The following is an 11,000-nucleotide window of genomic DNA, read 5'->3' as shown; positions in this document are numbered from 1 at the left end:
GCCCCCGGGCTAACCCCGGGTGCGGGCGCCCCTCTAAGCGCCCCACTCCTCCCCCGTGTGCCATCCGGCCCTTTCCCCCCCCCCTAACGCCCCCACCCCCGCGCGGGCACCCCGGGGCTCCCCGCCGCGGCGCTGATCCTCCGGACATCCGAACCCCTTGAACGCGAGGTCCCGTTGACCGTCGAGAACGTTGTCGGGCTGATCGTGGCCGGCCTTTTGGTCGGCTACCTGGTGCTGGCCGTCAAGTACCCGGACCGCTTCTGATGACCGTGCACTCCGTCGCCGGCCGGGCACGGTGGCCGGCGGTGAGGGGCTGTCGGGTGGACTCTCCGCAGGCCATCTTCGGTGGCCGCCGTCCACACTCCGCCGACGAGTCGGGCGAAGGACCGCAGGAGGGCCCGCCCGTGGACCCTGGGCCGGCCCCCGCCGCCTCAGCGGAGCGGGCTGTCGACCGCCCGGCCCGAGTCCGCCGCGCCGCGCGGTGACGGCGTGCCCGCTCCGGCCGACCCGGGCCGGGCGGGGGCCGGGGCGCCGAGAACGCGCCAGACGCTGTTGTCGAGCGGGCTGTCGGCGATCCTGTGGACGACGGCGGTCAGCAGCGCGAGGAACGCCTCACGCGCGCGCCGGAAGGACACCGCCGACAGGGGACGGGGAAGCTGGTGGACTGCCACGTGGACACCGCTTTCATGAGGCGCCGTCAGGACCGTCCGGGCGGACGGAGCAAGGGCCGGACGTGCTCGCGCGCGATCGGCCGGGGCATCTTCGACGCTAGGACGGACCGTGCGGGTGGCGATCGTTCCTGACACGTTGTTGATTGCCCGGACCCGCTCCTTGACGCCGAACTGACACTGCCGTCCGATCGGGTACCAGGGCGTCCGCCGGTGGAACAGCCGGCCGACCGAGCCACCGGACAGGGGTGTCCGGCACTGGGAGATCGGAGGGGGAGGTACGGGGTGGAGCACAGGGGGCTGGGGGAGGGGCTGCGCCCCGGCCGGGTGGTGGTCGGAGTCCGCGCGTCGGCGACGGGTGTGGCCACGCTGGGGTGGGCCGGGGCGCAGGCCGCCCGCAGGGCGTGCGGAGGTGCTGGCGGTACTCGCCTGGCCGTCGGCGAGGATGGGCCTGGGCCTTTCCGGCGGCGGGCACGGTCGGGCGGCAGTCGAGGCGGGTCTCGACGAGGCGGCGGCCCGGCTGCGCGCCGCCGTCGGGGAGGCGTTCGCCGCCGGGATGCCGCAGGTGCCGATCAGCTGCCTGGTCGTGCGCGGTTCGGCTGGCGAAGTCCTGGTGGAGGTGGCCGACCGTCCTGGTGACCTCCTCGTCATCGGGGCCGGGGGCGGGGGTCCGCGGTGGTGGGGTCTGCGCCCCTCGGTGGTGTCCCACTGTGTCAGGCGCGCCCGCTGTCCGGTGCTCGTGGTGCCGGTGGCGGGGAGCCGCGAGCCGGCGTAGGTCCGTTCGCCCGTACGACGCCCGAGCAGAGGTTCCGGGTGTCGGGCGGCAGTGGAGTGATGGAGCGTCAAGGACGCGTCAGAGCAGGTGGAAGGCGCTTGCACCGCTCTGCCGGGGGGATTTGAATGGGCGTCATGCACCGCTCGACACGCCATCACGACCGCCCGCCGCATCCGCGGGCGCTGGCTGTTGTCGCGGTCCCAGACGCCCGGTAGCTCCTCCCTCCCCGGAGCCGGTTCCCGGACGCATCGCGGGCGGGCCGCCTCGGCCCGCCCGCGCCGTGTTCCCCCGCCCCGGGCCGAGCGGCTCACGCCGGCCGGGGTGGGCATTCCGTAGCACCTCCCCTCGCAACTCCGGCCCCCGCAGGGCGCGTTCGACGCGCTCCCGGCACCCCGGAGCTGCCGCTCACCCTTGGATGGGTCATGTCCGACGCAGTTCAGTCCACCCGCACCACCCTGTCCGGCCACACCGCCCTGGTCACCGGGGCCTCCTCCGGGATCGGTTGGGAGACCGCCCGGCTGCTGGCCGCCCAGGGCGCCACCGTGATCGTGCACGCCCGCACCGCCAACGAGGGCGAGCACGCCGTCGAGCGCCTGGTGGCCTCCGGTGCCTCCCGCGACCGACTCCACACCTTCGCCGCCGACTTCACCCACCTAAGCGAGGTCGCGGTGCTCGCCGCTACCGTCGTGGCCGCCTTTCCGACCCTCGACCTGCTGGTCAACAACGCCGCCACCATGGCCCCCGAGCGCTGCACCCTCACCGACGACGGCAACGAAATCTCGCTCCAGGTCAACTTCCTGGCCGCCCACCTGCTCGCCCGGCTGCTGCGCGGCCCGCTGTCGGCGGCCGGCGGCACCGCGCGGATCGTCAACGTCTCCTCCTCGCTGCACCGCACCGCCTCGATCAACTGGAACGACCCCAACCGCGCGAAGCGCTACTCCCGGGTGGCGGCCTACGCGCAGTCCCAGCTGGCCCTGTCCATGGCCGCCCGCGACATGGCCCCCGAGGGCTCCGGCATCACCTCGGTGAGCGTCAACCCCGGCCTGTGCGACACCGCGCTGCTCCCGCTCTACGGCCGGGTCGGCGCCCCCGCCTCCGAGGGCGCGGCCGCCGTGGTCCGGCTCTGCCAGCCGGACTTCCGCCTCGCCAACGGCGCGTACTACGACGGCGGCGACATCGCCCCCGCGGCGGGTGCCGTGTACGAGGACCGCTCCCAGCGGCGGATCACCAAGCTCGCCGACCTGCTCGTCCACCACACCTGAACCACCCGACCGACCAGGAGGCACCGGCCATGTCCAAGCGCGCCCGCAAGAAGAAGGCCCGCCGCAAGAAGAAGGCCAACCACGGCGGCGGCGCCTGCCGCTGACCCCACCAGCTTCCCGGCGCCGCGTGCCACCGGCGCCGGGAGCCCGAAGGCCACCGCCCCGGGAGGGGAGATCCTCCCGGGGCGGTGGCGCGCCCGCCGACGTGCCGTCAGTTCGACTGCTGTGTCGCCGCCGTGCCGCCGGGGACGGCGATGGCGCGGTCACCGGCCAGCAGCGGCAGCGGGTCCCCGTTGCGGGCCGACAGCGCGAGGCGCTCCAGCAGGGCGGTCGGTGAGGCGACGATCACGCGGCAGCGGGCGTGGGTCTTGCAGTAGCGGGTGACCGAGCCGTGCAGCACGTGCTGGAGGCGGCGGTGGCCGCCGGTGCCGACCACCAGCACGTCATCGGGCCGGTCGGCGGTGGCGACCAGTGCCCGTCCGGCGTCGCCGCAGACGACGACGGGGTGGATGCGGAGGCCTTCGGGGTAGCCGCCGCAGGTCTGCTCGAAGGCACTGTCCAGCCGCCGGAAGGCGGCGTGCTCCAGCTCGGAGAGCGGCCGCAGGCCGTCGGCCTCGGTCGGCTCCCAGGCGCAGACGGGGACGAGCACCGCGTCGCGGGCGCCGGCCTCGGCCACCGCGCGCTGGAGGGCGGCGAGTCCGCTGAGCGTCCCGCAGACCCCGACGATGACCCGAGTGCCCCGGTCCATGGTGTTCCCTCTTCTCAGACTGGTCGTGACCCTTCCATTGCACCTCCGCGACGGCATCCGGCCACGGCCGTTGACGCATGGATGACGGGCACGGGCGCGTTCTTCGCACATCCTTGACGGGCCCGGGACTGTCGGTGCCGCAGCCGGCCGGTGGCTCGGGTCAGGTGGTGCCGAGCTTCGCGCGGATGAGCGTGTCCAGCTGCTCCCAGGCGGGCGATGAGGCGTTGACCGAGCCTTGGACGAGGGCCGTGATGCCGGAGGCCGCGTCCGGGCCGGGCGGCCGCTGCGCGCCGTACCGCAGACGGGTGGCCCGGACGATCCGGTCGGCGAGGTCAACGAGGAGGGGGTCGTCGGTGTCCAGGTCGTGGGCGCGGTCGTAGTCGAGGAACAGTTGCCGCAGGGCGGGGTCGGCCAGGCTCCCGGCCTGGTCGCGCAGGAGTGCGGGTGCGTGCTCGGGCTGGGTGGCGAACACCAGGATCCACAGGTCGCGTTGCAGCTCCCTCCAGCGTTCGGTGAAGCCCCAGCCGGCCATCTGCTCCAGCAGGGCGCAGGCTTCGGAGGGCAGCGCTGACGGGTCGCCGGCGGCCAGACGCCGCAACCGCCCCCTGGTCGCTTGCAGGGCGTCGATGCGGTTGCTGAGCTCCCCGTCGATCCCGGCGAGCTCGTGCTGGAACCGCTGCGCACCGGCCGCCCGCAGGTCCCGGATGCGGGCAAGCGGGACGCCGGCCTCGGCCAAGGTGCGGATCTTGACCAGCTCGATGGCATCGGCCGCGGTGTAGCGCCGGTAGCCGGACGCGTCGCGCTCGGGCTCGGGGAGCAGGCCTTTGGCGTGGTAGACGCGGACGGTCTTGACCGACACCCCGCAGTAGGCGGCCAGCTGCCCGATGGTGATCACCTCGCCATGATCCCACTTGACCCTGCCCCAGGGGCAGGGCCGCAGCATGGCGTCATGACGAACGACGCAACCGATCGCCAGGTCCTGCGCGAGCTGGCCGACGCGGGCAGCGAGGCGGCACTGGACCGGCTGGCCGACCTCACCGACGCCGAGGGAGACCTGGAGGAGTTGAGCGGGCTACTTGACGAAGGGTCAGCACGCGCCGGCCACCTGCTGACCCGCCGCGCGGCCGCCGCCGCGGACCTGCGCGAGCTGCAGCGCATCAGCGACGCCGGGTACGAACCGGCCGGCGACGAGTTGGAGCGGCTGCTGCGCACCCCTGACCGCTCCTGAGGTGCGGCCACTATGCTGGCCTGCGGTGTGCCGGGAAGCCTGGTCGGCGAGGGGACGGACCGCGACGTTCGTGGCGGCGCCCCTGGTTCAGTGACCGGGGGTCGCGCGGGTGCACGGTGTGGGGATCGTTCTTCTGCTCGTGGTGGTGGCCACCGCTGTTGCGGTCGGCGCGCGGCGTTGGCGGGTGCCCGCCCCGTCGCTGCTGGTGCTCGCGGGCCTGGCGGTGGCGCTGGTGCCCGGCACTCCCGAGGTGCGGATCCCCCCGGAGACCATCGGCCTGGTCGTGCTGCCGCCACTGCTGTACGCCTCCGCGGAGGAGTTGTCGCTGCGCGACCTGCGCACGGTGTGGAAGCCGGTCACCGCCCTTGCCCTGGGCCTGGTGCTGACCTCGGCCGCTGCCGTCGGCGCCTTGGCCGTCGCGCTGACCCCGCTGACTCCGGCGATGGCCTTCGTGCTGGGCACGGTGCTGGCCAGCACCGACCCGGTCGCGGTCAGCGCCTTGGGGCGCCGCCTCTCGCTGCCGGGCCGGGTGCAGGCGCTGGTCCAGGCCGAGAGCCTGTTCAACGACGCGACCTCGCTGGTGCTGTTCAAGGTCGCGGTCGCGGTGGCCCTCGCCTCGGGAGCGGTCGGCTGGTCCGACGCGGGAGGGGAGTTCGTCCTCCTGGCCGGCGGCGGCGCGCTGGCGGGTGCGGCGCTGGCCGCGGTGGTCAGGCTGATCCGCAGCCGCACCCAGGACCCGGTGCTGGAGACGGTCATCGCCCTGGTCACCCCGTACGCGGCCTACATCCTGGCGGAGGCGGCGCACGCCTCGGGCGTGACGGCCGTGGTGGTCGCCGGGGTGGCGCTCAGCAGCTCGGGCCACCGGCTGAGCGATGCCAGGATCCGCCTCCAGCTGCACGCCGTCTACGCGGTGGTGGTGTTCTTGCTGGAGAGCGTGGTGTTCGGCCTGATCGGCCTTCAACTGCCCACCCTGGTACGGGACCTGCCGGACGGCACGGGCCTGTGGCCGCTGCAGGCCTTGGCGATAGCCGGGGTGCTGGTGGGGCTGCGGGTGCTGTGGACGCTGCCGCTGTCGATGGCCGTGCGGGCCGGACCCGGCAGGCCCTCGTGGCGGGTGGCCTCGGTGCTCACCTGGGCCGGAACGCGAGGGGTGATGCCGCTGGCGGCCGCGCTGGCGATCCCGCTCACGGCCGCCGACGGCACCCAACTGCCCGGCCGGCCACTGGTGTTGGCGCTCACCACCGCGGTGGTGGTCTTCACCCTGGTGGTGCAGGGGCTGAGCCTGGCGCGTGTGGTGAACCGCTCGGGCCTCGCGCTGGAGCCCGAGCACACCGAACGGGAGGAGGCCGCCACCCGGGAGAGCCTCACCCGGGCCGGGCTCGGCCACCTGGACCAGCTCGCCGACCTGGAGACCGTGCCGGAGGCCGTGCTCGACCGGATGCGCCGCAGCCTGACCGCCCGCCTGGACCAATCCCCGGACGGCCGGGCGGACACCGAGGCCGCCGTCTACCGGGAGCTTCGCCGGGAGGTGATCGCGGTGCAGAACGCCGAACTGCGCCGCCTCTACGACGACCACCGGGTCAGCTCCACCACCCGCAGACGGCTGCAGCACGACCTGGACCTGGAGGAGACCGGGCTCGGTGGGGCCTGAGCCGCTCCTGCCGCCGGTGAGCCCTCGTCAGATCCCGGGCCGGGCCGGACCGGCCCAGTGCACGACCTCGTTGCGCACCGGCCGGAAGCCGGCGGTGGTGGCCATCACCCGGCTGGCCAGATTGACCTGGGAAGCCGACCAGGTGGGGGTCAGGCCCTGCTCCCGGGCCGCGGCGGTGGCCGCATGCACACAGGCCAGGCCGAGGTCCAGGCGGCGGAAGGCGGGGGCGGTGGCCACCGCGATGTCCAGGTGCTCGCGGCCCACCAGGTAGCCGCAGGCGAGGGCGGCCAGGCACGGGCCGACGAAGGCGCCCCAGGCGAACCGGCCGGCGGCCAGCGCGTGGTGGCCGCCCCAGGTGTGGGCCGTCCAGTGCGGCTCGCCTGCAGGGCGCCGGGGGGAGGAGCGGGCGGCGAAGCGCTCCAGGAGCGGGACGTCCCCCGCCCCCAGCGGACGGACCCAGTCCGCCAGGTGCGGGGACACCGGCCGGGGTTCGGCGCGCTGCACGTAGACGGTGCGCACCCACGGGGTGATGGTGGTGAAGACGCGCCCCAGCAGCGGCAGGAACCCTTCCGGGGCGGTGAACTGGCCCCGCCCGAGGCGGGCCAGCACCTTTGGGTCGAGGTGCCGCGGATCGCCGCGCAGCAGGCGCTCGGGGCCGCAGTGCACCAGCACCGCCCGGGGCGCGGCCACCTCGTCGCTCCACCAGCCGCCGTGGCCGGTACGGCTGACGTGCGCGGCGAGCGCGGCCATGCCGGGCTCCTCCGCACGCAGCGGGACGGTGGACGGGCACATGGCGGTCGAGGCCTGCACCGCACCAGTTCCTCATCGCGGGCGGGCCCAGGCGGGTCGGGTTGACGAAAGCCTGGCGCCGACGGGGCCCGCTCTGACAGAACCCTGACGCATTCCCCGGAGGGACCGCCCCGGGGTGCCGCATGGGGGGCGTCAATTGTCCCTGCTCGCACGTCAAGAAGACGTCAGTGTCCGGGTGTTGGCGCCAGGGGAGCGATTGGGTGGGAATCCCGGCCCCGTGCCGGGATCCCGTCGCCGGCCCGCCCGCAGAAGGTCACGCCGTATGCCTCCCCTGGCTCCTGAGAAGGACCCCCGTATCTCGACCACGCCCGCCCCGAGCGTCCCGGCCGCCCGCCAACACCGGGCCCCCGGTGGGCTGTTCGACCCGGGTCAGCTGGTCGCCGCGTTCCCCGAGGCACTGCGCAAGCTCCACCCCCGGGTGATGGTGAAGAACCCGGTGATGTTCGTGGTCGAGGTAGGCTCCGCCCTCACCACCCTGTCGGCGGTCGTGTCGCCCAGCGTGTTCGCCTGGCTGATCAGCGCCTGGCTGTGGCTGACGGTGGTCTTCGCCAACCTCGCGGAGTCGGTCGCCGAGGGCCGGGGCAAGGCGCAGGCCGCCTCGCTGCGCCAGGCCAGGACGGGGATGACGGCGCGCCGGATCGACCGCTGGCGGGTCGGGCAGCAGCACTTCCGGGAGGAGGTGGTGCCGGCCGAGCACCTGATGCCGCACGACCTGGTGGTGGTCGAGGCCGGGGAGACCATCCCGGGTGATGGCGACGTGGTGGACGGTGTCGCGGCCGTCGACGAGTCGGCCGTCACCGGCGAATCCGCCCCGGTGATCCGCGAGTCCGGCGGCGACCGCAGCGCGGTGACCGGCGGCACCAAGGTGCTCTCCGACCGGATCGTCGTGCGGATCACCTCCAAGCCCGGGCTCAGCTTCATCGACCGGATGATCGCCCTGGTGGAGGGCGCGGAGCGGAAGAAGACCCCGAACGAGATCGCCCTCAACCTGCTGCTCGCCTCGCTCACCGTGGTCTTCATCCTCTCGGTGGTCACCCTCCAGCCGATGGCCGTCTACGCCGGGGCCGAGCAGTCCATGACCGTGCTGGTGGCGCTGCTGGTGGCGCTGATCCCGACCACCATCGGCGCCCTGCTCTCCGCGATCGGCATCGCCGGCATGGACCGCCTGGTCCAGCGCAACGTGCTGGCCATGTCGGGCCGCGCGGTGGAGGCCGCCGGGGACGTGGACGTGCTGCTGCTCGACAAGACCGGCACCATCACCTTCGGCAACCGCCGGGCGGTGCGCTTCGTCGCCCTCGCCTGTGTGACGGGCGGTCAGCTCGCCGAAGCCGCCCAGCTGTCCAGCCTCGCCGACGAGACCCCCGAGGGCCGCTCTATCGTCATCCTGGCCAAGGAGCACTACGGGCTGCGCGAGCGCGCGCCGGGCGAGCTCGGCCGGATGGAGTTCGTGCCGTTCAGCGCGCAGACCCGGATGAGCGGTGTCGACCTCGCCCGGCCGGACGGCATCGGCATCCTGGTCCGCAAGGGCGCCGCCGCCGCGGTCGCGACCTGGGTGCACGAGCGCGGCGGCCAGGTCCCGCAGCAGGCCTTCGACGTCGTGCGGGTGATCTCCGCCGCAGGCGGCACCCCGCTGCTGGTCGCCGTCCACGACCGGCACGGCGCCCGGGTGCTCGGCGTCATCCAGCTCAAGGACATCGTCAAGGACGGCATCCGGCAGCGCTTCGAGGAACTGCGCCGGATGGGCATCCGCACCGTCATGGTCACCGGTGACAACCCGCTGACCGCCAAGGCGATCGCCGAGGAGGCCGGGGTGGACGACTTCCTCGCGGAGGCCACCCCCGAGGACAAGCTCGCCCTCATCCGCGCCGAACAGGAGGGCGGCAAGCTGGTCGCGATGACCGGCGACGGTACCAACGACGCCCCCGCCCTCGCCCAGGCCGACGTCGGCGTGGCGATGAACACCGGCACCATGGCGGCCAAGGAGGCCGGCAACATGGTCGACCTCGACTCCAACCCCACCAAGCTGATCGAGATCGTCACGATCGGCAAGCAACTGCTCATCACCCGAGGGGCGTTGACCACCTTCTCGATCGCCAACGACGTGGCCAAGTACTTCGCGATCATCCCCGCGATGTTCGCCGCCGCCTACCCCGGACTCGGCCACCTCAACATCATGGGCCTGCACAGCCCACGCTCCGCGATCACCTCGGCGATCATCTTCAACGCCCTGATCATCATCGCGCTCATCCCGCTGGCCCTGCGCGGGGTGCGCTACCGGCCCGCCTCCGCCTCCGACCTGCTCGCCCGCAACCTGCGCCTGTTCGGCCTCGGCGGCCTCGTCCTTCCCTTCCTCGGCATCAAACTCATCGACCTGCTCGTCCAGTTCGTCCCCGGCCTGTGAACACACCGTCAGGGATGCGTTCGAAACCGGGCCCCGGCCGTCAGGGAGTCGTCAACAGACACCGGCGCGGGGCCCCGGCCCGTGTTGGCTTGAGCCGCCAACGGACACAGACGAGGACGGACAGCATGGACGGGGACAGCACCGGCGAGCAGCAGCGGACGCGGCGGGTCGTCGTCGGCGTCAGCGGCTCCCTCGGCAGTCTCGCCGCGCTCCACCGGGCGGCCGCCGAAGCCCGCCGTACCGACCGCGACCTGCTGGCCGTCCTGGCCTGGCTTCCGCAGGGCGGGGAGCACGGCTACCGGCTCGCACCGTGCCCGCCCCTGCTGGCCGCCTGGCAGGAGCGGGCCACCGCCCGCCTGGCCGAGGCCCTCGACACCGCCTTCGGCGGCACGCCCACCGGAGTCCGGCTGACCACCCATGTCATCCGCGGCGAGAGCGGCCGGGCCCTGGTGCGGACCGCGGACCGCCCGGACGACTTGCTGGTGCTCGGCACGGGCGGCGGCTTGCTGCACCGGGGACTGCGGCCCTCGGTGACGGCCTACTGCATCAAGCGGGCCACCTGCCCGGTGCTCACCGTGCCCAAGCCCTCCCTCCAGCGGGACCTCGAAGCCCTCCACCGCCGCAACCTCTGGCACCTCCCGGTCGCCGGATCCTCCGCCAAATGACCCGCGAACCAGCAGACATGAGGCTCCGCCAGGCCCGCCCGAGCAGGCGGAGCCCGATGACGGCCCAGCGCCTGCCGACCGCCATGTCGGGCGCCCTCGCCCTGCTCGGCTCCGCCGCCCTCGTACCGGCCCTGGCCGTGACCGGTGAACTGCGCGACACCTGGTTCGCCCTCATGGCGTTCACCGCCGGCTGCGCCGCGCTCGGCCTGGTCTCCCGACCGTTCGCCGCCCCTCTGGTCGCGGGCGCGACCTGGCTGTTCCACAACGGCTTCGTCCTTCACCACCACGGGAGCCTGGGCTGGAGCGGAACACAGGCCGAGTGCGGCCGGCTCGCCCTGTTCGCCGCCGCGGCCCTCCTGCCCACCCTGCCCGCGGCGCTGCCCGGGCGGGGGCGAGCCCCGCGATCGGCACCGGCGTCCGTCAACGCGGTGTCAGGGCGGCCAGGCGGGACGCCAACGTCCCGTTAGGGCCGTCGGGCACGCCGCCGCCGTTCGCTCCCTGCTGCTCAAGGCCGCTGCTAGCTCCGGATGGAAGCAGTGAAAATGGGGTGGTTCATACCGTATGACCGGAATCCGCACACAGACCTTGACGGACCCTTAACACTCCTCTTGACGGGCTGTTAGCACCACTACTCGCCCTCTGACCTGCGGAAACATCGGCCCGGAGGGGTACTCCGTACAGTTTTGGAGTATCCCCTCCGCGTCCTACTCTCGCCGGTGTGTTCAATCTGCCCCAGGCGCTGAAGCGCCTCGTGATCGGCAAGGCCATGCGCAGCGAGGAGCTGGGCGAGAC

13 protein-coding genes are annotated in these 11,000 nt (G+C 73.5%); 9 read left to right on the top strand and 4 right to left on the bottom strand.

Annotation, left to right across the window (positions count from 1 at the left end):
* Nucleotides 1–174: 174 nt before the first annotated feature.
* Entirely contained in the window at nt 175–264 is a 90-nt protein-coding gene (locus ACZ6ZR_RS37995; protein WP_465650512.1) for a K(+)-transporting ATPase subunit F, read from the top strand.
* A gap of 167 nt (nt 265–431) precedes the next feature.
* Here the strand turns inward: ACZ6ZR_RS37995 and ACZ6ZR_RS37990 are convergent, their stop codons facing one another.
* Nucleotides 432–635, bottom strand: a complete 204-nt coding sequence (locus ACZ6ZR_RS37990; RefSeq protein WP_465650510.1) for a hypothetical protein — start codon at nt 633–635, stop codon at nt 432–434.
* Between the two features lie 445 nt (nt 636–1,080).
* Between ACZ6ZR_RS37990 and ACZ6ZR_RS37985 the strand changes: the two genes are divergently transcribed.
* The 3 genes from ACZ6ZR_RS37985 (at nt 1,081) to ACZ6ZR_RS37975 (ending at nt 2,809) form a co-directional block, all read left to right on the top strand.
* On the top strand, nt 1,081–1,443 hold the full coding sequence (locus ACZ6ZR_RS37985) for a universal stress protein (protein ID WP_465650508.1): 363 nt from the start codon (nt 1,081–1,083) through the stop codon (nt 1,441–1,443).
* Between the two features lie 422 nt (nt 1,444–1,865).
* Complete coding sequence (locus tag ACZ6ZR_RS37980; RefSeq protein ID WP_465650506.1) at nt 1,866–2,705, top strand: SDR family NAD(P)-dependent oxidoreductase; 840 nt, start codon at nt 1,866–1,868, stop codon at nt 2,703–2,705.
* A 29-nt stretch (nt 2,706–2,734) separates the two neighbouring features.
* Nucleotides 2,735–2,809 carry a 50S ribosomal protein bL37 gene (locus tag ACZ6ZR_RS37975; protein WP_465650514.1) on the top strand — a complete coding sequence of 25 codons (75 nt, stop codon included), beginning with the start codon at nt 2,735–2,737 and terminating at the stop codon, nt 2,807–2,809.
* A gap of 107 nt (nt 2,810–2,916) precedes the next feature.
* On the opposite strand, the gene ACZ6ZR_RS37970 is transcribed toward ACZ6ZR_RS37975, so the two are convergent.
* A complete protein-coding gene (locus tag ACZ6ZR_RS37970; RefSeq protein ID WP_465650504.1) occupies nt 2,917–3,453 on the bottom strand; it encodes a universal stress protein in 537 nt (178 codons plus the stop codon).
* Between the two features lie 160 nt (nt 3,454–3,613).
* On the bottom strand, nt 3,614–4,348 hold the full coding sequence (locus ACZ6ZR_RS37965) for a MerR family transcriptional regulator (RefSeq protein WP_465650502.1): 735 nt from the start codon (nt 4,346–4,348) through the stop codon (nt 3,614–3,616).
* Nucleotides 4,349–4,402: 54 nt separating this feature from the next.
* Here ACZ6ZR_RS37965 and ACZ6ZR_RS37960 point away from each other — a divergent pair, with 54 nt between their 5' ends.
* Together ACZ6ZR_RS37960 and ACZ6ZR_RS37955 are read left to right on the top strand one after the other, a co-directional pair.
* Nucleotides 4,403–4,681: a hypothetical protein gene (locus ACZ6ZR_RS37960; RefSeq protein WP_465650500.1), complete on the top strand. Its 279-nt coding sequence runs from the start codon at nt 4,403–4,405 to the stop codon at nt 4,679–4,681.
* A 109-nt stretch (nt 4,682–4,790) separates the two neighbouring features.
* Nucleotides 4,791–6,332, top strand: a complete 1,542-nt coding sequence (locus ACZ6ZR_RS37955) for a Na+/H+ antiporter (protein ID WP_465650498.1) — start codon at nt 4,791–4,793, stop codon at nt 6,330–6,332.
* A 27-nt stretch (nt 6,333–6,359) separates the two neighbouring features.
* Here the strand turns inward: ACZ6ZR_RS37955 and ACZ6ZR_RS37950 are convergent, their stop codons facing one another.
* Entirely contained in the window at nt 6,360–7,142 is a 783-nt protein-coding gene (locus ACZ6ZR_RS37950) for a GNAT family N-acetyltransferase (RefSeq protein ID WP_465650496.1), read from the bottom strand.
* Nucleotides 7,143–7,404: 262 nt separating this feature from the next.
* Here ACZ6ZR_RS37950 and kdpB point away from each other — a divergent pair, with 262 nt between their 5' ends.
* The 3 genes from kdpB (at nt 7,405) to ACZ6ZR_RS37935 (ending at nt 10,675) form a co-directional block, all read left to right on the top strand.
* Nucleotides 7,405–9,543 carry a potassium-transporting ATPase subunit KdpB gene (gene kdpB / locus ACZ6ZR_RS37945; protein WP_465650494.1) on the top strand — a complete coding sequence of 713 codons (2,139 nt, stop codon included), beginning with the start codon at nt 7,405–7,407 and terminating at the stop codon, nt 9,541–9,543.
* A gap of 125 nt (nt 9,544–9,668) precedes the next feature.
* Nucleotides 9,669–10,208 (top strand): universal stress protein, encoded by a 540-nt coding sequence (locus ACZ6ZR_RS37940; RefSeq protein WP_465650493.1) that lies wholly within the window; start codon nt 9,669–9,671, stop codon nt 10,206–10,208.
* Nucleotides 10,209–10,264: 56 nt separating this feature from the next.
* On the top strand, nt 10,265–10,675 hold the full coding sequence (locus tag ACZ6ZR_RS37935) for a hypothetical protein (RefSeq protein WP_465650491.1): 411 nt from the start codon (nt 10,265–10,267) through the stop codon (nt 10,673–10,675).
* Nucleotides 10,676–11,000 lie beyond the last annotated feature (325 nt).

This window comes from Kitasatospora sp. NPDC088742 (assembly GCF_055584905.1).
This window is presented reverse-complemented; position numbering and strand designations above follow the sequence as displayed.

Coding starts and splice junctions, on each gene's coding strand:
- ACZ6ZR_RS37980 (WP_465650506.1), top strand. CDS start 1,866: ATGTCCGACGCAGTTCAGTCCACCCGCACCACCCTGTCCGGCCACACC.
- ACZ6ZR_RS37970 (WP_465650504.1), bottom strand. CDS start 3,453: ATGGACCGGGGCACTCGGGTCATCGTCGGGGTCTGCGGGACGCTCAGC.
- ACZ6ZR_RS37960 (WP_465650500.1), top strand. CDS start 4,403: ATGACGAACGACGCAACCGATCGCCAGGTCCTGCGCGAGCTGGCCGAC.
- kdpB (WP_465650494.1), top strand. CDS start 7,405: ATGCCTCCCCTGGCTCCTGAGAAGGACCCCCGTATCTCGACCACGCCC.
- ACZ6ZR_RS37940 (WP_465650493.1), top strand. CDS start 9,669: ATGGACGGGGACAGCACCGGCGAGCAGCAGCGGACGCGGCGGGTCGTC.
- ACZ6ZR_RS37935 (WP_465650491.1), top strand. CDS start 10,265: ATGACGGCCCAGCGCCTGCCGACCGCCATGTCGGGCGCCCTCGCCCTG.